The sequence below is a fragment of the Sinorhizobium sp. FG01 genome (assembly GCF_002531875.1).
Taxonomy (GTDB): Bacteria; Pseudomonadota; Alphaproteobacteria; order Rhizobiales; family Rhizobiaceae; genus Sinorhizobium; species Sinorhizobium fredii_C.
Genome location: NZ_NWTB01000006.1, coordinates 351674 through 371298 on the forward strand (window position 1 = coordinate 351674; position 19625 = coordinate 371298).

The window sequence follows — 19625 nt, forward strand, 5'->3', positions numbered from 1 at the left end:
GGTCTTTGAACTCCGTCGGTCAGCGTTTCATGCCGGTGGTGGCGATGCCTTCGATCAGCAGGCGCTGGAAGAACAGGAAGAAGAAGAACACAGGCACCAGCGACAGCGTCGACATGGCGAAGAGGCCGCCCCAGTCGGAGGTGCTGCTCGAATCGACGAAGGTTCTTAAGCCCAGCTGGATGGTGTAGGTGTTCATGTCGTTCAGATAGATCAGCGGCCCGAAGAAATCGTCCCAGGTCCAGATGAAGGAGAAGATCGCGGCCGTCGCCAGTACGGGAAGCGACAGCGGCAGCATGATCTTCCAGTAGATGCGCCACGGCCCGCAGCCGTCCATCATCGCCGCCTCGTCGAGCTCGCGCGGAATGCCGCGGAAGAACTGCACCATCAGGAAGATGAAGAAGGCGTCGCTCGCCAGGAACTTCGGCACGACCAGCGGCAGGATGGTGTTGACCCAGCCGAGGTCTAGGAACAGCACATATTGCGGGATGAGGGTGACGTGATAGGGGATCATCATCGTCCCGAGCATCATCGCGAACCAGAAATTGCGGCCGGCAAAGCGCAGCCGCGCGAAGGCGTAGGCCGCAAGCGAGCAGGCGATGACATTGCCCATCACCGTCAGAACTGCGATCACCACGGAATTCCAGGTGAACCGTCCGAAGCTGACGTCGAGCCCGAACCAGCCGCGGACATAGGAGGCAAAATCCACCGACGAGGGCCAGAGCGTCGTCGAGGAGAAGATCTCGTCCTCCGGCCGGACCGATGCCGAGACCATCCACAAGAGCGGATAGAGCATGGCGAAGGAGGCGGCGATCAGTCCGGCATGGATGAGAACAGAACCGAGGGGGCTGCGGCGATTGGCCGTCGGCGGGGGGGGTGCGGTGATCGAGCTCATGGTCGCGTCAGTCATCGTAGTGCACCCAGTAACGAGAGGTCAGGAACGAGAAGGCCGTGAACAGTCCGATGATCAGCACGAGGATCCAGGCGAGCGCCGAGGCATAGCCCATGCGGAAGTTCCCGAAGGCCTCCTGATAGAGATAGAGCGTGTAGAACAGCGTCGAGTTGATCGGCCCGCCGGTGCCGCCGGAGATGATGAAGGCGGGGGTGAAGGCCTTGAAGGCCTCGATCGTCTGCACGACCGCGTTGAAGAAGATGACCGGGGTGAGCAGCGGCAGGGTGATCTTGTAGAACTGCCGGAACTTTGACGCTCCGTCGAGGCTTGCCGCCTCGTACATGTCGGTCGGGATCTGCCGCAGCCCGGCGAGGAAGATGATCATCGGCGAGCCGAACTGCCAGACGCTCAAGACGACGAGCGTCCAGATCGAATAGTCCGGATGCGAGATCCAACTCGGGCCCTCGATGCCGAACTGGGCGAGCAGACTATTGATCAGGCCGTCGCCGGCAAAGAGCTGCCGCCAGAGCACGGCGATCGCCACGCTGCCGCCGAGCAGCGACGGCAGGTAGAAGATGGCGCGATAGACCGTGAGGCCCTTGACGCCGCGATCGAGAAGGATGGCGACCAAAAGCGCGAAGGCCAGCTTGAAGGGGACCGACAAGACCACATAGAGGAACGTCACCTTCAGCGAGGCCGCAAACTTCGGATCGGCCGTGGCGATGCGGACGTAATTGGCCGTCCCGACCCACTCCGGAGAGCGGATCAGGTCGAAACTGGTGAAGGAGAGATAGAGCGAGGCGACGGCAGGCCCGAGCGTCAGCCCGAAGAAGCCGACGAGCCACGGCAACAGGAACATGTAGCCGGCACCATGTCTTGTCCAGATGGCGGCGAAGCGGCCCTGTCCGGCGGGGCGCCCCCTGGCGCCCGCACCGACGGCTACGGCGGAATCCTGCACGGCAGCCATAGCCCTTACCCTCGCGACAGGATCTGCGTGACCTCGTTCACCAGCGTCTCGCCGCCCTGCTTCACATCGAGCTGGCCGAAGCCCACCTGTTCGGCGACGGTACGCAAGGCGAACTCGGCCTCGCCGGCGCCGCTGGGCGGAGGCGGTGGCAGGTCGCCGGCAAGTGCGCCGAGGCCGGAGACGTAGTCGAGCATGGCGCGTCCCAACTCGTCGAGTGTCGGCGCGAGCTTCTCACGCACGCCCGCCGACTCCGGTACGCCACGCTCGACGCCGAGGATTTCGGCGGCCTTGGGGTCGGTGACGAAGAAATTGACATACTTCGCGCCGAGCTCCGGGTCCTTCGTCTGGGCCGAGACCGAGAAGAACATCGACGGCTTGCGGTAGTGGCCGCCTTTGGCATCGTTGCCGATCAAGGGAAAGTTGCTGAGCGCCAGCTTGTCCTTGTTGATGCCCTGATAGGTGACGAACTGGTTGGAATGGGCATAGGAGGCGGCAGCCTTGCCGAGCGACAGCGGACTCGTCTCAGGGGTATACTGATCGAGCGCCTGGATATCCGGCGGCACGCAGGCCTTGGCTTCGCGCATGGCCGCCCACATGGCGAACCAGTCGGCGGCATCGTTCGCGTCATAGGCGATCTTGCCGTCGGCCGTGAAGAGCGCCTTCCCACGCTGGCGCAGCCAGTTTTCCAGGAGCGGTTCAACGCCGCTGCCGTCGGCGATACCGTAGAAGCCCTTGCGCTTGCCGGCCTTGGTGATCTCGGCGCCGATCCTTGCCAGATCGTCCCAGGTGGTCGCCGGCGTCGGTAGATTGATGCCGGCTTCCTCGAAGGCGACGGTGTTGACCATCATCGCCGCCGAATTGGCGCCGAGGCTGATGCCGTAGAGCTTGCCGTCGACGCTGCCGCCCTCGATCTGCACCTTGTCGAAATCCTCGACTTTCAGCACCGAGCCGAGATAATCGTTGAGGGGCGCCAGCGCGCCGCGCCGGGCATACTCGACGATGTAGCGATAGTCCATCTGGATGATATCCGGCGCGTTGCGGCCGGCGACCTGGGTCGCAAGCCGGGGCCAGTAGTCGCTCCAGCCGAGGAACTCGCCGTTAATGGCGACGCCCGAGTTCTGTTCCTGAAAGAGCTGGTTGACCTTGTTGGTGCGGTCGGCGCGGGCCTGCGAGCCCCACCACAGCATTCTCAGCCGCGCTTCCTGAGAAAGCGCACTCGATGCCAGCATGGAATATGAAAGAAGTGCCGCCCCTCCGGCGAGCACGCTGCGTCTGGTCATGCGCATTGTCATTGGTTCCTCCTCCCTCAGGAACGCCTCCACAACGTTCCGTTCCCTGGTTTCGTTACGCCGTCCTCTTGCAACAAATAACTAATTGGTTACAAACTATGGACAAGCGATGAGCCTGTCAAGCAGTTGTGTGCGAAGGTATCATTATCTTGTAATATTTTTTTACAATGTCGCACCGATCGCCACGGCTGGCAAGAGGTGCCGGAGGTGGCGGAATGGACAAGGTGCAGGCGGAAGGGAAAGCGAAAAAGGCAGGCGTTGGCGGCCGGGCGGAGCGGGCCGGAAGCCGCGACCCGGAGCGCACGCGCGCCTCGATCCTCGCCGCCGCGACAGTCGAGTTCGCCGAGAACGGCATCGGCGGCGCCCGGGTCGATGCGATTGCCGAGCGGGCCGGCACCAACAAGCGCATGCTCTATCACTATTTCGGCGACAAGGAGCAGCTCTACCTTGCCGTTCTGGAAGAGGCCTATATCGGCATCCGTACGGCCGAAAGATCGTTGAACTTGAGCGACTTGGCACCGGAGCAGGGGGTGGCGGAGCTTGCCATGTTCACCTGGAAATACTTCCGGGAGCACCCGGAGTTTTTGAGCCTTCTCGGCACCGAGAACCTGCACGGTGCCCGCTGGCTGCGCCAGTCGACGCGACTCAAGGAACTGCATTCGCATTTCATCGACAAGCTCGCCGACCTGCTCGATCGCGGCAAGGCGAAGGGTCTGTTCCGCGTCGATGCCGATCCGTTGAACGTCTATCTGACGATTGCCGCGCTCGGCTATTTCTATCTCTCCAACCGGCACACGCTGTCGACGATTTTTGGCCGGGACCTCATGGAGGAGGCCAATCTCGAGGACTGGAGACGTCACATCGTCCAGGTGACTCTGGCCTCCATTCGCCGCTGAATTGCAGTCCTGTCGTTTTTAATGTTGACAAGTGGGATTTTTCTCTGCCACAAAGTAACTGTTTAGTTACTGGCTTTGGGAGGGCTGGTCCACTCCCACGAGGCCTGTCAGGGAGGGAAGCCGCATGCCACGTTTGGGGATAATTCTGCACGGTGTCACGGGCCGGATGGGCTACAACCAGCACCTCGTGCGCTCGATACTGGCCATTCGCGATAAGGGCGGCATCGCGCTCACATCCGGCGAGCGGCTGGAGATCGATCCGATCATCGTCGGGCGCAACCGCGACAAGATGGAGCAACTGGCAAAGCGCCACAACATCGCCCGCTGGACGACCGACCTCGACGCCGCCCTGGCCGATCCGAACGACCAGATCTTCTTCGATGCCGGCACGACGCTGATGCGCGCCGAACTGATCAGCAGGGCGCTCGATGCAGGCAAGCATGTCTATTGCGAGAAGCCAATCTCCGATGACCTGAAGGTGGCGGTAAAACTGGCCCGCAAGGCGCGGGCCTCTGGTCTGAAGCATGGCGTGGTGCAGGACAAACTGTTCCTGCCCGGCCTGCGCAAGCTGGCGCTGCTCAAGGAGTCGGGCTTCTTCGGCAAGATTCTCTCGGTGCGCGGTGAGTTCGGCTATTGGGTTTTCGAGGGAGACTGGGGCGTGCCGGCCCAGCGGCCCTCCTGGAATTACCGGAAGAACGATGGCGGCGGCATCATTCTCGATATGCTCTGCCATTGGCGTTATGTGCTCGACAATCTCTTCGGCGAGGTCAAGGCCGTCTCCTGCCTCGGGGCGACCCATATTCCGCGCCGCGTCGACGAGCAGGGCCGGACCTATGATTGCGATACCGACGACGCGGCCTATGCCACCTTCGAGCTCGAGGGCGGCGTGATCGCGCAGATCAATTCCTCCTGGGCCGTGCGCGTCCGCCGTGATGATCTCGTTACCTTCCAGGTCGACGGGACGCATGGCTCGGCCGTCGCCGGGCTGACGAAGTGCTGGACCCAGCACCGCGTCAACACGCCGAAGCCGGTTTGGAACCCGGACCAGCCGCAGACCATCGATTTTTACAAGACCTGGGACGAGGTGCCGGACACGCAGATCTTCGACAATGGCTTCAAGGCGCAATGGGAAATGTTCCTGCGTCACGTCGCCGAGGATGCGCCCTGGCCCTACGGCCTCGAGGCCGGCGCCAAGGGCGTGCAGCTTGCCGAGCTCGGGCTGAAGTCCTGGGAAGAGCGCCGCTGGCTCGATGTTCCGGAACTGGAGTTCTGAGCCATGACGAGCATCGATCTTCCCCTCGAAGGCAGGCTCGTCCGCTACGAGCTCAGCGGCCGGCCGGTTCCGCTCAGGAAGCGGGATGCGGCGGCCTTCCCGCGCGTAGCCTTCGCGGCGGCACATGTCGTCGCCGATCCGTTCGCCGACAACGATCCATGGCTCAATCCGGCAATCGATTGGGAGCGGACGCTCGCCTTCCGCCACCGGCTTTGGGACCTCGGCCTCGGGGTCGCCGAAGCGATGGACACCGCCCAGCGCGGCATGGGGCTTGGCTGGCCGGAGGCCCGCGAGCTCATCCGCCGGGCGCTTGCCGAAGCCCGCGGTCGGCCGGGTGCGCTTATTGCCTGCGGTGCCGGCACAGACCATCTGACGCCCGGCCCGGAGGTGACGATCGACGACATCCTCGAGGCCTATGAGAGCCAAATCGAGACGATCGAAGCCGAAGGCGGGCGGATCATCCTGATGGCTAGCCGTGCGCTCGCCGCGGCCGCCAGGAGCCCGGACGACTATGTCCGTGTCTATGACCGGGTCCTCTCGCAGGTGAAGCAGCCGCTGATCATCCATTGGCTCGGCGAGATGTTCGACCCGGCGCTTCAAGGCTATTGGGGCAATGCGGACCACATGGAGGCGATGAAGACCTGCCTCAAGGTCATCGAGGCGCATGCGGAAAAGGTCGACGGCATCAAGATCTCGCTGCTTTCCAGGGAGAAGGAGATCGCCATGCGCCGGCAACTGCCGAAGGGCGCGCGCATGTATACCGGCGACGACTTCAACTATGCCGAACTGATCGCCGGCGACGACCAGGGCCATTCCGACGCGCTGCTCGGCATCTTCGACGCGATCGCGCCGGTGGCATCGGCCGCGCTGGAGGCTCTCGGCCACGGCCGGAACGGCGACTTCTTCGAACTGCTCGAGCCGACCGTGCCGCTGTCTCGGCATATCTTCAAGGCGCCGACGCGCTTCTACAAGACCGGGGTCGTGTTCCTCGCCTATCTGAACGGCTTGCAGGATCACTTCGCGATGATCGGCGGTCAGCAGAGTGCCCGCTCGCTTGCCCATCTTGCCGAACTCTTCCGGCTGGCGGACAGGGCAGGCGCTCTCGCCGATCCGGAACTGGCGCTCGCGCGCATGAAGCGCGTACTCGCCGTTCACGGCATTGACTGAGGCGGGCATGAGCGAAGTTCCTCGCATCAGGCTCGTCGAAGCGGAAGTCTTCGAGCGGCCGGTCGACTTCCGTTTTCCCTTCCGCTTCGGCGCGGCGCGTGTCGAGAACGCGCCGCAGGTTTTCGTTCGGGTGCGGATCGAGGATGAACGCGGCCGCTCGGGCGCCGGCTGGTCGGCCGAGATGATGATGCCGAAATGGTTCGACAAGAACCCGGAATTGTCGCCCGGAGAGAATGTCGAGCAGCTCCGCATGTCGCTTCGCCTGGCGATTGGGGGGTTGCGGTCGCTGAAGGCTGATACGGCATTCGGCTTGCATGCCGCCGCGGAGGCGGACCATCACCGAAATGCGGCGCGGCACGGCCTGCCGGCGTTGGTCGCCTCCTATGGGCTGGCGCTTGTAGACCGCGCCATCATCGATGCAATGTGCCGCATGAACGGCGTCAGCGCCGCAGAGGCAGTCACGCGCAATCTGCTCGGGATATCCGACGCCACCGCGCCCGATCTCGCCGGTTTCGATTTGCCTCGCTTCCTGTCGCGCCTGGCGCCTTCGCCGAAGCTGGCCGTCCGCCACACGATCGGCCTTGCGGACGCCTTGGGTACGGCCGACCTGGAACCCGGCCAGCGGCTCGAAGACGGGCTGCCGCAGACGCTCGACGAGGTGATCGCCGCCTACGGCCACCGCTGGTTCAAGATCAAGGTTTCCGGCCGTCCCGCCGAAGATTGCGAGCGGCTCGTCGCGATCGCCGCGGTGCTCGATCACAATGGTGAAGATTATCGCGTGACGCTCGACGGCAACGAGCAGTTCGAACGCGGCGAAATGGTCGCCGACCTTCTCGACCGGATCGAGAAGGAACCCCGCCTGAAAAGGCTGCGGGCATCCGTGCTGTTCTTCGAGCAACCGATCGCGCGCGCCGAGGCGCTGTCGAAACCGGTCGCGGCGATCGCCGAGCGCCTGCCGCTCGAGATCGACGAGTCCGATGGCGATGTCGGATCCTTTCTGCGGGCCCGCGAGCTCGGCTATGCCGGCATCTCGTCAAAATCCTGCAAAGGCTTTTATCGCTCGCTGATCAATCGCGCCCGCGTCGAGAAATGGAATGGCCATGCCGGCAACAGCCGCTACTTCATGTCCGCCGAGGACCTGACTACGCAGGCCGGTCTTGGCCTTCAACAGGATCTCGTGCTGGCAGCGCTGATAGGCGCCGGGCATATCGAGCGCAACGGCCATCACTATGTCGACGGCATGGGGCGAGCGCCGGCAGCGGAGCAGGGCGCCTATCTTGCGGCCCATGGCGAGCTTTACGAAAGCGCCGCCCGGCGGGCGCGTCTCGCCATCCGAAACGGCGAAATCACCTTCGCATCCGTCTTGAGGGCGGCCGGCCTCGGCTCCTCGGTCGAGCCGGACTGGGCGTCGATGACGGGCTGAGAAACCGGGAGGAGAACAGCATGCAGGTCGAGGGTCTTTCCATCAATCTGGCGACGATCCGTCAGCAATGCGGCTTCGCCGAGGCTGTGGATGTCTGCCTGAAGCACGGCATCACGGCAATCGCGCCCTGGCGCGACCAGGTGGCGGCGATCGGTCTTAACGAGGCCGCCCGCATCGTCCGTTCCAACGGGCTGAAGCTGACCGGCCTCTGCCGCGGCGGCTTCTTTCCGGCGGCGGATGCCGCCGGCCGCGAGAAGGCGCTTGACGACAACAGGCGCGCCATCGACGAGGCGGCGGCGCTCGGTGCGGACTGCCTGGTCCTCGTCGTCGGCGGCCTTCCCGACGGATCGAAGGACATCGATCGGGCGCGACGGATGGTCGAGGAGGGCATCGCCGCCGTGCTGCCGCATGCGCGCGCCGCGGGCGTGCCGCTGGCGATCGAGCCGCTCCACCCGATGTATGCGGCCGACCGGGCCTGCGTGAACACGCTCGGCCAGGCGCTCGACATCTGCGAGACGCTGGGCGCGGGCGTCGGCGTCGCGATCGACGTCTACCATGTCTGGTGGGATCCCAATCTCGCCAACCAGATCGCCCGGGCCGGCCGAATGAAGGCGATCCTCGCGCATCACATCTGCGATTGGCTGGTGCCGACGAAGGACATGCTCACCGATCGCGGCATGATGGGCGACGGCGTCATCGACCTCAAGGAAATCCGCGGCATGATCGAGGCGGCGGCTTTCCTTGGAGCCCAGGAGGTCGAGATCTTCTCCGCCGACAACTGGTGGAAACGCCCGGCCGAGGAGGTGATCGCCACCTGCGTCGAACGCTTCCGAAGCTGCTGCTGAGATGGTGAACTCGGATATGCATCTTACAAGTAGAAGGCGGACGTCCGGGTTTCTCGGTTGACTTTCGCCGGTATCGGCCGCTAACATGTATTCTAAATTTACATGTTGTTCTTTCTGCCGCCGGTCGTGCGGTGCCACTCCAGACAGGATTGCGTGAGAGATGATGGATGACAAACGCCGTTTTGCGCTGGTCGGCACCGGCAACCGCGGCACCACCATGTGGGGCAAGGACCTTCTCGCCGGTTGGCGCGGGTTCGTCGATCTGGTCGCCATAGCCGATACCAATGCGCTGCGGGCGGAGCGTGCCCGCACGATGATCGCCAGCAATGCGCCGATCTATGGCGACGTCGACGCGATGCTGACTGAGACGCGGCCGGACCTGGTGATCGTCTGCACCCCGGACGACACCCATGACGACATCGTCGTCAAGGCGCTCGAATCCGGCGCCGACGTCATCACCGAGAAGCCGATGGCGACGACGGTCGAAAAAATCCGCCGCATTCTCGATGCGGAGGAGCGCACCGGGCAGCGTGTGGATGTCTCCTTCAACTACCGCTTTGCGCCGACGGCGGCGCGCATCAAGGAACTCATCAATGCTGGCGAAATCGGCCGCGTCACCTCGGTCGACTTCCATTGGTATCTCGACACCCGCCACGGGGCCGACTATTTCCGCCGCTGGCATGCCTATACGGACCGCTCCGGCAGCCTCTTCGTCCACAAGGCGACGCATCACTTCGATCTTTTGAACTGGTATCTCGACAGCGAGCCGGACACCGTCAGCGCCTTTGCCGAACTGCAGATGTATGGCCGAAAGGGGCCGTTCCGCGGCCCTCGCTGCAAGCTCTGTCCGCACAAGGCAAGCTGCGACTTCTATCTGGATATCAGTGCCGATCCGTTCCTCGACGCGCTCTACGAGCAGCCGTCGGAAATCGACGGCTATTTCCGCGACGGCTGCGTCTTCCGCGAGGATATCGACATTCCGGACACAATGGTCGCAAACATCCGCTACGGCAACGACGTCCATGTCTCCTATTCGCTGAACACCTTCCAGCCGATCGAGGGCCACCACATAGCCTTTAACGGAACGAGGGGCCGGATCGAGCTTCGCCAATACGAGGACCAGCCCTGGGAGACACCGCCGGAGGACGTTATACTGCTCGTCCGCAACTTCCCGAAGGGCCAGCCGCCCGTCGAGCGGGTCAACGTGCCGCATTCCTCGGGCGGCCACTATGGCGGCGACGACCGCATGCGCAATATGATCTTCAAGCCCGGCATCGCCGACCCGCTCGGACAACGAGCCGGTGCACGGGCAGGGGCGCTATCGGTTCTCTGCGGTATCGCCGCGCTGGAAAGCTCGCGCAGCGGGACACAGGTACGGCTGGCCGATCTTATGCCGGATCTCTTCGAGAAGCGGTCCGTTGCGCGGTTTGCGGCGCAATCCTCGGCCTCCGGCGGACGCCGATAACGTCGGACTGGAGAGCTTCCGCTTCGTTTCGTCATTACAAAAGCATAACTTCGCTCCGAAACCGGATTACGCTATCGGTCGGCTCGCACCTCGACCTCGTAAATGGAGCGCTCCGATGCCGATGAAACGAAGAACGATCATTCTCGGCGGCGGCGCCATTGTTGCGGGAGCCGGGATCGCCTTCATGGCCCGCAGCCGCGCCGGGGAGCCGATCTCCCTCCAGAGCTTTGATTGGCAGGCGTCGGACTTCCGGGCGGGCGGCACGGCGGGGATCAATGGTGCCTTACCGGAGCCGATCTTCCGGGCCGAGCCGCAATGCATCGCGACGCTCGCACAGACGCTCGGCCCCTGCCACACAAACGACGTGCCGATCCGCAGCGATGTCACCGAGGGCGTGACGGGATTGCCGACCCGCATCAGCCTTCGCCTAGTCGAGGCGTCGATCTGCAAGCCGGTCGAGGGAGCGGATGTCGAGATCTGGCATGCGGATGCGCGCGGCGTCTATTCCGGCGAGGCGGCGGCGATGTGCAATGCCGACGATGCCGAGGCCAGAGCCACCGGATTCCTGCGTGGCCGGCAGGTCAGCGATGCCAATGGCGTCGTCAGCTTCCTCACCGTTTATCCCGGCTGGTATCCGAGCCGCGCCGTCCATATCCACCTGCGCATTCTGCTTGGCAATCGCGAATTGCTCGTCAGCCAGCTTCTCTTCGACGACGCCTTGAGTGATCTCGTCTATCAGGGGCATCCGGACTATGCGGCGCGGCCGGTGCGCGCCACCATGAACGGCGGCGATACGGTGTTCGCCTCGGGCGATGCCGCTCGGTTCATCTTCGATTTCGAGAAGCTCGATACCGGCGTGTTGCAGGCAAGCTATACGATCGGCATTGCGGCCTGATCCCGCTGCTTCACCCGCTGAACGAAGACCGCTGGCCAAGCTCGGCGAGATCGGGCGACTGGAACGCTTTTGATCCTTGCCTTATCCCTGTCGTTGTCCCAAAACCTCTGCATGACTTGCATGAGAGAAGGCCTAACCCGAATGAATGATCCCGTCGATATCGTCATCTACCACAATCCAGCCTGCGGCACCTCGCGCAACACGCTGGCGATGATCCGCAATGCCGGCATCGAACCGCGGGTGGTCGAGTATCTGAAGACGCCGCCAAGCCGTGTCGAGCTTCAGCAGCTGATCGCACGCATGGGCATTTCGACGCGTGAGCTGTTGCGCGTGAAGGGGACACCCTATGTCGAGCTCGGCCTTTCGGATAGGAACCTGACCGACGACCAGCTTCTCGACGCGATGCTCGCGCATCCGATCCTGATCAATCGGCCGATTGTCGTTTCGCCGCTCGGGGTAAAACTGTGTCGCCCGTCGGAATCGGTGCTGGATATCCTGCCTAGCGGGCAGCAGGGCGCCTTCGCGAAGGAGGACGGCGAAGTCGTCGTCGATGCGAGCGGCCGCCGCGTCCAGCCATAAGAAGAGCGCTGCTCGCGCGGCGGGCTTTCTGGCCAGTTTTGCCGGGATCGCTCAAGTTGTAAGTACTTTCTGCACGGCGACTTAAAGCCTCGCCGGTACGGTGCTCCCATCTGATCGGAGGGGAGTGCGAGCCGTGAAAGTGCAAGGGAAGATTTCGTCCGGGTCATTCGGCAGCGGGAACTTGGTGCGTTGCGCGCTCGCCGTGCTTCTGGCCGCGACGCTCACTGGGTGCTCGACCACTGCGGACCAAAGCATCAAGACCGCCTCGCTGACGAAAGAGGTCGGCTATGCCGTGCCGGCCAAGAAGACTGCCAGGATCAAGCCTGTTATCGCAACCCAGCGGGCGGCCAAGGTTGTGCGCACCACCTATCTCGGCCGCGCCCCCTATATCTGCACGCCGAGCGGGTTCGGCAGAACGTCAAGCTGCTTCTTGAGATAGGGGCGGAGTTGCGCGCCGAGCCCGGGGGCTCATCTGCGGAGCCGGATTTTGCGCCGGCTCGGGAATGCGCAACTCCTACTGCATGTCTCCGGTGAGACGAGGGCATGCAGATTCTAATCAATTGGATGTCTCTCGAACGACGCGCCAGTCCGGCCGGCCATAACCGTCCGGCCAGTCATAGATTTCACGATCGTTGAAGTAGACGACGGCGGTGAGCGCGGGGAATTCGGCGTGGCGCTTTGCCACGTTTTCGGCCCAGCCGTTGACATAGGAGGCATCGCCTTCATAGCCGAGTTCGGCAACGATGATCGGCTTGCCGTAGGTCTTGACGCGCTCGTAGCCCGGCGCCAGTCGCTCGACGAAGGTTTGATCGCGGCCGGTCTTGTCCTGATCGTATTTCTGATAGCCGAAGACCGAGAGGCCGATGACGTCGACGACGTCGTCACCGGGATAGAAGGCCTCGAGTCCCTCGTTGCCTTTGGGCGACCACATGAACTTCGCATCTTTCAGATGCTCGCGGCAGACCGTGACTATCCGGCGAAAGGCGGCGGCGAATTCCGTGCCCTGCCAGTGCGCCCAGGAGAACTGGTTGTCTGTCTCGTCCATTTCCTGGCCCCAGCGGATGATGAGCGGGCTTTTCAGCTTGGCAGCCGTTGAGCAGACCGCAGCCATGTTCTGGTCTCGCTCCCCGCCGAGAATGCTTTTGAGCAGCCCCTGCGACGACAGGCGCCATTTGGGCGACCAGGACCAGGGCTCGATGGTGATCATCAACGTACGTCCGCGCGCGTGGGCGTATTCATCGGCTATGTTCAAGGTGGTGAGATCGACGTCTTCCCAGGGCAGGAAGAGGTGCTCAATCCTGGAAGCCGACTGCTCTGCGAAGTCTCCATGCGGATCATAGGCACCGAAGGTGATCGAGTCCTGGGTGAGGATCGGCCGCTTGTCTATTGTTTCGGCTGCATTTCCGGCACGACTGCCGGGAGGGCTTGCCGCCAGCACGGCCCCTGAGAGCATGAGGCTGGCAAGGGCGAAGCCGATTGTCCTTGATGTCGTGTTCATCCTGTCGCTCCATCTGCGGTCTGTTTCATGGTTCTGTTCGACGAGGCTTGTGAGGTCGCGGCGAACCGGCGAAGTCGAATTCGTCCTGTCATCACCTGCCCTCCGCATGCGGCTGATCCTCCGGAAGAAAGATCCATCGAGGTCGGAACACGGTCTTGCGCGAGGTCGCTCCGCCCGCACCCGCCACCGAGTAGCGTTCCTCGAAGAGGCGAAGGTGATCGGATCCCCAGGAGAGCGCTTCGAGGCTGTCCTTTCCGTGCTCGGCGGTTGCGATGCCAGGCAGGATGACGAGCGACAGGAGCCCAGCCGCCATTGCCGGACGATAGAAGCGCGGTGCCGCGGCGATCCTGTTTTCCCGGCCATGGCGGAGGACGATGACGATCAGGAGCAGGCTGTAGATAGCCGCATTCATGATCGCCAGAAGGTAAAAACCCTTGGCCTCGCCGACATCCCCGATGCACAGCACCGGAAGGACTGCCGCGAGCGAGAGGATGACATAGGGTGCGAGAACACGCAGGGGTAGCGGGTCGACTTCCGACGTTCCCTTCGGGGTGACGCGGAAATCGACGAAGGATCCCGTGAGCCAGTCGCGAACGGCAGCCAGCGTGCCGGCCAGCGCCCAGGGCCAGCGGGCAAAGAGGAAGAGCATGCATTCCCAGCTCAGGATCTTCGCGTCGAAGGGCCGGAAGGTTCCGGTTGCCCGCCAGCGATGGGCCATCAGGATCAGGACGATCGAAAGCGGTGCGAAATGCGCCAGGAAATCGGGGTAGGTGACGGCGATGAGGCTTTCGCCGCGGGCAAGCGCGATGACCGGCATCGCGAACATAAGCGCCATGAAGAACGCAAAGAGCGGATACCAGAGCTGCGAGAACAGGAACTGGAACTTGAGCCGCAGCGGCAGCTTGCCAACGAGGCGCGGGGAATACTGCAGGAGCAGCATGACCAGGCTGCGCGACCACTGGAACTCCTGGGTGACCAGATCGGCGAAGGTGCGCGGCCCATCGCCGTGGGCGATCGCCTCGAGCGCATGCACGCCGCGCCAGCCGGCCGCATTCATCATCAGCGTCGTCGAATGGTCTTCGGCAAGCTCGGGGCCGAGGCCGCCGATCTGCTTGAGGGCGGCGGTGCGGACGGCGTAGTGCGAGCCGATGCAGAGCGGCGCCAAGCCGCCATTATAGCCGGCCTGCAGCGCCCCGTGCATGCTCGCCTCCGCATGGAGCCTGCCGCGCGCCGCCCAGCTTTCGGCGGCGTTCCTGTCGCAGATGCTCGGAGCCGAAACGTAGCCCACTTTCGGGTCGGCGAAGGGACGCAACATTTCGAAAAGGTAGCCGGGTTCCGGAACATGGTCGGCATCGAGCTGGGCGACGAAGTCGTAGCGGCCGTAGCCGTAATGATCGTAAAAAAATGTGAGATTGCCTTCCTTGCAGCGCGTGCGCCGCGGCCAGGCGGTGCGGTGGTAGTCGGCGCGGTCCTTGCGAGTCGAGACGAACACGCCCTGCCTTCGGCACCAGTCGAGTGTTTCTGGCGAAGGGTCCTCGTCGGCAAGCCAGGTGTCGTGCGGCACATCCTGGGCAAGCATTGCCCTGAGAGTCTCGGCCACAACGGCAAAGGGTTCGGAGGGCGCTTTGGTGACGACCATGGCGACGCGGCTTTCGACCGGCAGCCGCAGCCGGCCGTTCGGCTTCCTCGCGCGATAGAAAATCGCGATGAAGTAGCCCGGCAGAAGGGTGATCCAGGCGAGGGTCGCCGTCGCCATGAGGCTCCCGACGATGTCCCAGTGGTGGCGCGGCTCCAGCCACCAGGCCCACAGATAGGCGAGCGCGGCAAGCCACATCGCCGCCCCGAGAAGGTATTCGGCCCGGCGATATCCGGTCAGCACTGGCACGAGCAGTGGTTCGTCGACCGTGTCCTCAGCGGCCATGCCGCCAGTCTTGACGTGGCGGGTCATTGACGCGCCTCGAGTCCGAAGAACGGGGCGGCGGTCCGCACAATGGTCTTTAGGTCGGAATAGCGCGGCGAGAAGCCCAGCACTTCGCGGGCGAGCTTCGAATCGGCGTAGAGAACCGGCGGATCGCCGGCCCGACGGGGACGGATCGCCACCGGCACGTTTTTTCCGGTAACCTCGCCGATCGCGCTCAGCACTTCCCGGACCGAGAAGCCGCGGCCGGATCCGAGATTGACGGCGAGGCTCCTGCCGCCCCCGGCAAGATGCCGATAGGCGAGCACATGCGCCCGGGCGAGGTCGGCGACGTGGATGTAGTCGCGCACGCAGGTCCCGTCGGTCGTCTCGTAATCATCACCGAAGACCTCGAGCTGGCCGATTCGGCCGGCCGCCGCCATCAGCGCCCTCGGTATGAGATGCGTCTCCGGATCGTGCCACTCGCCGAGATCGCCTTCCGGATCGGCACCGCAGGCGTTGAAATAGCGCAGCGCCACGTAGGAGAGGCCAAAGGCGCCAGCGTAGTCCGACAGCATGTGCTCGGCGATAAGCTTCGTCCGGCCATAGGGATTGATCGGTCGCTGCGGCGTCGCCTCGTCGATCGGCAGCACGGCCGGCACGCCATAGGTGGCGCAACTCGACGAGAAGATCAGGTTGCCAAGCCCCGTCCGCCGGCAGGCGTCGAGCAGCGACAAGGTTCCGCAGACATTGTTGTGGTAGTATTTCGCCGGATCGGCGACAGATTCGCCGACATAGGCGGAAGCGGCGAAATGGATCACCGCATCGGGCGCATAGCGCTCGATGATCTCGATGAGATGGGCCGAGTCGAGGATATCTCCCTCGATGAACGGTCCCCAGCGCACCGACGAGCGGTTGCCGGTCGTCAGATTGTCATAGGTGACGGGCTCGAAACCCTCAAGCCGAAGCAGCTTCGCCGTATGGCTGCCAATATAGCCGGCGCCGCCGGTTACGAGGATGCGGGGGATATCCATCAGGCAACCTCCATGAGTTCGTTCGCCTGGGCGAGGAGTGCATCGAAATGGCTGATCGTGTGAACGAGGCCCGCTGCAAGTTCCACCTTGGGGCGCCAGCCGAGTTCCCGTTCGGCAAGCGAAATATCCGGCCGTCGTTGGCGGGGGTCGTCGACCGGCAAGGGTCGGTGGACGATCTTCGACCGCGAGCCGGTGAGTTCGATCACCTGTTCGGCGAGCGCGGCGATCGTGAATTCGCTGGGATTGCCGAAATTGATCGGACCGGTGAGCGATGTCGGCGAGGCCATCATGCGAATGAAGCCGTCGATTAGATCGTCAACGAAACAGAAGGAGCGGGTCTGCGAGCCATCGCCGAAGATCGTTATGTCTTCGCCCTTGAGTGCCTGGACGATGAAGTTCGACACGACGCGGCCGTCATCCGGGCGCATCCGCGGACCATAGGTGTTGAAGATGCGGACCACCTTGATCTCGACCTGACGGGTTTTGTGGAAGTCAAAGAATAGGGTTTCGGCGCAGCGCTTACCTTCGTCGTAACAGGAGCGCGGGCCGAAGGGATTGACGTTGCCCCAGTAGCCCTCCACCTGGGGGTGAACTTGCGGATCGCCATAGACTTCCGATGTCGAGGCCTGAAGGATGCGCGCGCCGTTGCGGGCCGCAAGCTCGAGCATGTTGAGGCTGCCGAGCACGCAGGTCTTCGTCGTATGGATGGGATCGGCCTGATAGTGCGGCGGCGAGGCCGGGCAGGCAAGATTGTAGATTTCGTCGACTTCAACATCGATCGGCTCGATGATGTCGTGGTCGACGAGACTGAAACCGTTGAAGCGCGTCAGAGATTCGATGTTCCGGCGCAAACCGGTCGAGAAATTGTCGGCGCAGATTACCTCGTGCCCTGCCTCGAGAAGCAGTTCGCAAAGATGTGACCCGAGGAAACCTGCGCCGCCAGTTACCAGAATCCGTCGCCGGATAGCCGGACTACGCAATACTTTATCCTGTTCGTCAAATTTATCTGAATTTCCACTGATTACATTTTCAAAATATTCCATACGTGTCCCCAAAAACCAATAAACTAACCTTTATAATAATTTCACTCGGACAGTATGATTTGGTAATTTAAGTTATATACAAGCAATATGGTTTCACCGCTTTTACTCAATACTTAGCGATGACTATGAATGTATGATTACAACCGCTCGGGGCGATTGTCATTATCCTGCAATCCCGATAGTTATCGGGCCGTGCATTTCTACTAAAAATGGCGTAGAACTGGGTTCTGCTAAGTGCTGGGTGGGCCCTGCACGACGCCATACGACGATGCGGCCGTGTAGGTAACTACCCTCAAGACGTGTAATCGCCTGCATTCGAGGGCGGGAGAGTCTGTATGCGTGATCGTCCCACGGGGCCGGGCTCGGAAGAGGATGAAGCTGTCGCGCCTGCAACGCAGCCGCAGCCGGAACGCCGCCGTTGGCCGCGCGACGCTCCCATTGAAGCGTCGCGCTCCGCAGCGTCGCCGGCATTGACGCCTCTGCATTTCTCGACTCGAAACCTGCGACCGGACGAGCAGTTTCAGGCCTGGCGAGCCCACATGGCGCCCTTGGTCGAGGTCAGATTGCCGGACAATATTCCGCCCGAGGACGGGTTTGTCGCGGAACAGACCGCATGGCATTGCGGCAATCTGCTCATCGTCCAACAGCGCGCGCCGGGGCACAGCTACCTCCGCCCGCAGGCGATGTTGCGCGCCAGCCCGATCGACCACTGGTATGTGGAACTGCTTCGCAGCGGCATGACCTGGACGGAGGTTGACCGCCGCGTTGCCGAGAACGGGCCCGGCAGGCTGGTGTTCCGCTCGCTCGGCTACCCGTTCCGCGGCCGGGCGACGGCGGCGGAATCCGTTCTTCTCTTCATGCCCTACGAGCTATTCGCCGACGATGCCGCCGTGTTCGGCGAAACCAACAATCTGGTCTTGTCGGGCAACCTCGCCGATCTGTTGATCAACTACATCAACGGCATCGAGCCGCGCCTCGATCGCTTGACGGCGGAGGAGATACCGCGGATCGTCCAAACGGTGCACGACATGGTCGTCGCCTGCGTCGCTTCGTCGGCGAGACCCGATGCCGGCGGGTTGCAGACCAACAAGGGAATGATGGAGCGGGCCCACCGCTATATTCATCTCAACCTGCACTCCGCCGAGCTTACGCCGGATGCAATTGCCCGGGCGATCGGCGTCTCGCGCACCCGGCTCTACCAGCTCTTCGAAGCGAGCGGTGGCGTTCTCAACTATATCCGCCGGCGCCGGCTGCAGCAGGCGCATGCAGCACTCAGCGATCCGGCCGACAGCCGGCCGATCGCCGAGATTGCCGAGGCCGCCGGATTCGACGTCGCCGCCAATTTCACCCGCGCCTTCAGCCACGAATTCGGGGTGAGCCCGCGGGAAATCAGAAAGGCCGCGGCGACCGAACGCCCAGTCGCGCCAGCTGTTCCGGCCGGGAGACACCGTGGATCGACGATCGGCGATTGGCTGAAGGCGCTCGGCACCTGATCGAATGTGAGTTCGGGCTGGTCCAATGGGCGTGATGCGATCGTGCTGCCCGGTTTCAGCCGAGCCGGAGGTCAATGCCGGGGTGCAATTTCTTGAGGTTCGGCAGGGATTTCGACTGCCAGGGAAACTCCGAACTCCCGCGCACGGTGAACTGGATGTTCGGCCGCTTGCGGGCCTCGATCGTCAGCTTGGCAAGCAGGTTGATGCCGGACGAATTGAGAAACTGCAAGCCGGTGACGTCGACCGTCAGGCGGTCCGGCTCGGTTTCGAGAATGCTCATCACCAAGGAATATATAGGGGCGTAGGCCTCCGTGCTCGGCAGCCGCATGGTGCCGTCGAAGTATATGTCCTTGCCCTCCGACCAAACGCGATACTCTTCTTCCTTGATTTCCATGTTTTTCGTTGCCCATCAATTCGAGGGTTCGGGGACTGTAATCGATGCATAGGTCTCCAGCGGGATACGGCTCCCCTTTTCGCCGGTTCCGAAGACCCAGGCGAAATGAGCGCCATAATCGCTCATGAGCGTCAGAAGGCCAAGTCCGGAGCCGCTCGGGCTATCCCCCGATGCATTCTCTTCAATCCGTTTGATCAGAAGCTCGCCCGGATCTCCCGTGGTGATCTCGGACAGCAGATGCTGAAACCGCTGCGCCGTGTCCTTGTCGACAAAATTGGAGACCTTGGCGCGAAAGGCATTGGACGCCACCGCAGCCTCGACGACGATTTCCCCCGAGGCCCGGAACTTCACCGCATTCTCGATGAGCTCGTTCGTCAGATAGCCGACATTGTGGCGCACCTCCTTGTAGAGGTTGCGGGATGTCCGATAGCGCAAGGCGACGAACTCGGCGACGAAATCCGAGGTCATAGCGCAGTGCTTCCAGCTCAAGTCGAGCGGGCCTTCGAACAGGCGAAGCGTTGTCACGTTTTCGCCCGTACCGATGGCGAGGTCTGCCATTCCATATAAGGTCGTCATCC

General features: G+C 62.8%; 19 protein-coding genes. 10 read left to right on the forward strand and 9 right to left on the reverse strand.

The window, feature by feature from the left end; translation table 11 throughout:
• Positions 1–19: 19 nt before the first annotated feature.
• Genes CO656_RS11990 through CO656_RS12000 form a run of 3 tightly spaced genes read right to left on the reverse strand, consistent with a single transcriptional unit; the run spans position 20 to position 3148 of the window.
• On the reverse strand, positions 20–907 hold the full coding sequence (locus CO656_RS11990; RefSeq protein WP_037419463.1) for a carbohydrate ABC transporter permease: 888 nt from the start codon (positions 905–907) through the stop codon (positions 20–22).
• Positions 900–1856, reverse strand: coding sequence for a sugar ABC transporter permease (locus tag CO656_RS11995; RefSeq protein ID WP_037419468.1), 957 nt, complete (start codon positions 1854–1856; stop codon positions 900–902). Before CO656_RS11995 ends, CO656_RS11990 begins: the two co-directional genes overlap by 8 nt.
• Positions 1857–1861: 5 nt before the next feature.
• Positions 1862–3148 (reverse strand): ABC transporter substrate-binding protein, encoded by a 1287-nt coding sequence (locus tag CO656_RS12000; protein ID WP_097525906.1) that lies wholly within the window; start codon positions 3146–3148, stop codon positions 1862–1864.
• A gap of 212 nt (positions 3149–3360) precedes the next feature.
• On the opposite strand from CO656_RS12000, the gene CO656_RS12005 reads away from it, so the two are divergent.
• From CO656_RS12005 to CO656_RS12045, 9 genes are all read left to right on the forward strand, one after another.
• Entirely contained in the window at positions 3361–4041 is a 681-nt protein-coding gene (locus CO656_RS12005) for a TetR/AcrR family transcriptional regulator (RefSeq protein ID WP_097525907.1), read from the forward strand.
• A 124-nt stretch (positions 4042–4165) separates the two neighbouring features.
• On the forward strand, positions 4166–5314 hold the full coding sequence (locus tag CO656_RS12010; protein WP_037419476.1) for a Gfo/Idh/MocA family oxidoreductase: 1149 nt from the start codon (positions 4166–4168) through the stop codon (positions 5312–5314).
• Positions 5315–5317: 3 nt separating this feature from the next.
• Positions 5318–6481: a dihydrodipicolinate synthase family protein gene (locus CO656_RS12015; RefSeq protein WP_097525908.1), complete on the forward strand. Its 1164-nt coding sequence runs from the start codon at positions 5318–5320 to the stop codon at positions 6479–6481.
• Between the two features lie 7 nt (positions 6482–6488).
• Complete coding sequence (locus CO656_RS12020) at positions 6489–7904, forward strand: enolase C-terminal domain-like protein (RefSeq protein WP_097525909.1); 1416 nt, start codon at positions 6489–6491, stop codon at positions 7902–7904.
• 20 nt (positions 7905–7924) lie between these two features.
• Positions 7925–8749: a sugar phosphate isomerase/epimerase family protein gene (locus CO656_RS12025; RefSeq protein ID WP_097525910.1), complete on the forward strand. Its 825-nt coding sequence runs from the start codon at positions 7925–7927 to the stop codon at positions 8747–8749.
• Positions 8750–8909: 160 nt separating this feature from the next.
• On the forward strand, positions 8910–10214 hold the full coding sequence (locus tag CO656_RS12030) for a Gfo/Idh/MocA family oxidoreductase (protein WP_097525911.1): 1305 nt from the start codon (positions 8910–8912) through the stop codon (positions 10212–10214).
• A 121-nt stretch (positions 10215–10335) separates the two neighbouring features.
• A complete protein-coding gene (locus CO656_RS12035) occupies positions 10336–11109 on the forward strand; it encodes an intradiol ring-cleavage dioxygenase (protein ID WP_179864757.1) in 774 nt (257 codons plus the stop codon).
• A 141-nt stretch (positions 11110–11250) separates the two neighbouring features.
• The gene (gene arsC / locus CO656_RS12040) at positions 11251–11688 is read left to right on the forward strand and encodes an arsenate reductase (glutaredoxin) (protein WP_097525913.1); all 438 of its coding nucleotides are present in this window, start codon (positions 11251–11253) and stop codon (positions 11686–11688) included.
• A gap of 139 nt (positions 11689–11827) precedes the next feature.
• A complete protein-coding gene (locus CO656_RS12045; RefSeq protein ID WP_234819760.1) occupies positions 11828–12127 on the forward strand; it encodes a hypothetical protein in 300 nt (99 codons plus the stop codon).
• A 117-nt stretch (positions 12128–12244) separates the two neighbouring features.
• On the opposite strand, the gene CO656_RS12050 is transcribed toward CO656_RS12045, so the two are convergent.
• From CO656_RS12050 to CO656_RS12065, 4 genes are all read right to left on the reverse strand, one after another.
• A complete protein-coding gene (locus CO656_RS12050; RefSeq protein ID WP_097525983.1) occupies positions 12245–13186 on the reverse strand; it encodes a glycoside hydrolase family 26 protein in 942 nt (313 codons plus the stop codon).
• Between the two features lie 91 nt (positions 13187–13277).
• Positions 13278–15134: a glycosyltransferase family 2 protein gene (locus CO656_RS12055; protein ID WP_097525914.1), complete on the reverse strand. Its 1857-nt coding sequence runs from the start codon at positions 15132–15134 to the stop codon at positions 13278–13280.
• Positions 15131–16117: a UDP-glucose 4-epimerase GalE gene (gene galE, locus CO656_RS12060; RefSeq protein ID WP_037419550.1), complete on the reverse strand. Its 987-nt coding sequence runs from the start codon at positions 16115–16117 to the stop codon at positions 15131–15133. The genes CO656_RS12055 and galE overlap by 4 nt, the downstream gene beginning before the upstream one ends.
• A complete protein-coding gene (locus CO656_RS12065; RefSeq protein WP_097525915.1) occupies positions 16117–17160 on the reverse strand; it encodes a UDP-glucuronic acid decarboxylase family protein in 1044 nt (347 codons plus the stop codon). The genes galE and CO656_RS12065 overlap by 1 nt, the downstream gene beginning before the upstream one ends.
• 335 nt (positions 17161–17495) lie before the next feature.
• Between CO656_RS12065 and CO656_RS12070 the strand changes: the two genes are divergently transcribed.
• Complete coding sequence (locus tag CO656_RS12070) at positions 17496–18653, forward strand: AraC family transcriptional regulator (RefSeq protein ID WP_037419556.1); 1158 nt, start codon at positions 17496–17498, stop codon at positions 18651–18653.
• 55 nt (positions 18654–18708) lie between these two features.
• Here the strand turns inward: CO656_RS12070 and CO656_RS12075 are convergent, their stop codons facing one another.
• Positions 18709–19047, reverse strand: a complete 339-nt coding sequence (locus CO656_RS12075; RefSeq protein WP_037419559.1) for a hypothetical protein — start codon at positions 19045–19047, stop codon at positions 18709–18711.
• A 15-nt stretch (positions 19048–19062) separates the two neighbouring features.
• The gene (locus tag CO656_RS12080; RefSeq protein ID WP_037419562.1) at positions 19063–19623 is read right to left on the reverse strand and encodes an ATP-binding protein; all 561 of its coding nucleotides are present in this window, start codon (positions 19621–19623) and stop codon (positions 19063–19065) included.
• Positions 19624–19625: the final 2 nt, after the last annotated feature.

Bases quoted from the DNA above. Each gene is read 5' to 3' on its own strand.
- CO656_RS11990 (WP_037419463.1), bottom strand. From the start codon at position 907: ATGACTGACGCGACCATGAGCTCGATCACCGCACCCCCCCCGCCGACG.
- CO656_RS11995 (WP_037419468.1), bottom strand. From the start codon at position 1,856: ATGGCTGCCGTGCAGGATTCCGCCGTAGCCGTCGGTGCGGGCGCCAGG.
- CO656_RS12000 (WP_097525906.1), bottom strand. From the start codon at position 3,148: ATGACAATGCGCATGACCAGACGCAGCGTGCTCGCCGGAGGGGCGGCA.
- CO656_RS12005 (WP_097525907.1), top strand. From the start codon at position 3,361: ATGGACAAGGTGCAGGCGGAAGGGAAAGCGAAAAAGGCAGGCGTTGGC.
- CO656_RS12010 (WP_037419476.1), top strand. From the start codon at position 4,166: ATGCCACGTTTGGGGATAATTCTGCACGGTGTCACGGGCCGGATGGGC.
- CO656_RS12015 (WP_097525908.1), top strand. From the start codon at position 5,318: ATGACGAGCATCGATCTTCCCCTCGAAGGCAGGCTCGTCCGCTACGAG.
- CO656_RS12020 (WP_097525909.1), top strand. From the start codon at position 6,489: ATGAGCGAAGTTCCTCGCATCAGGCTCGTCGAAGCGGAAGTCTTCGAG.
- CO656_RS12025 (WP_097525910.1), top strand. From the start codon at position 7,925: ATGCAGGTCGAGGGTCTTTCCATCAATCTGGCGACGATCCGTCAGCAA.
- CO656_RS12030 (WP_097525911.1), top strand. From the start codon at position 8,910: ATGATGGATGACAAACGCCGTTTTGCGCTGGTCGGCACCGGCAACCGC.
- CO656_RS12035 (WP_179864757.1), top strand. From the start codon at position 10,336: ATGAAACGAAGAACGATCATTCTCGGCGGCGGCGCCATTGTTGCGGGA.
- arsC (WP_097525913.1), top strand. From the start codon at position 11,251: ATGAATGATCCCGTCGATATCGTCATCTACCACAATCCAGCCTGCGGC.
- CO656_RS12050 (WP_097525983.1), bottom strand. From the start codon at position 13,186: ATGAACACGACATCAAGGACAATCGGCTTCGCCCTTGCCAGCCTCATG.
- CO656_RS12055 (WP_097525914.1), bottom strand. From the start codon at position 15,134: ATGACCCGCCACGTCAAGACTGGCGGCATGGCCGCTGAGGACACGGTC.
- galE (WP_037419550.1), bottom strand. From the start codon at position 16,117: ATGGATATCCCCCGCATCCTCGTAACCGGCGGCGCCGGCTATATTGGC.
- CO656_RS12065 (WP_097525915.1), bottom strand. From the start codon at position 17,160: ATGGAATATTTTGAAAATGTAATCAGTGGAAATTCAGATAAATTTGAC.
- CO656_RS12070 (WP_037419556.1), top strand. From the start codon at position 17,496: ATGCGTGATCGTCCCACGGGGCCGGGCTCGGAAGAGGATGAAGCTGTC.
- CO656_RS12075 (WP_037419559.1), bottom strand. From the start codon at position 19,047: ATGGAAATCAAGGAAGAAGAGTATCGCGTTTGGTCGGAGGGCAAGGAC.
- CO656_RS12080 (WP_037419562.1), bottom strand. From the start codon at position 19,623: ATGACGACCTTATATGGAATGGCAGACCTCGCCATCGGTACGGGCGAA.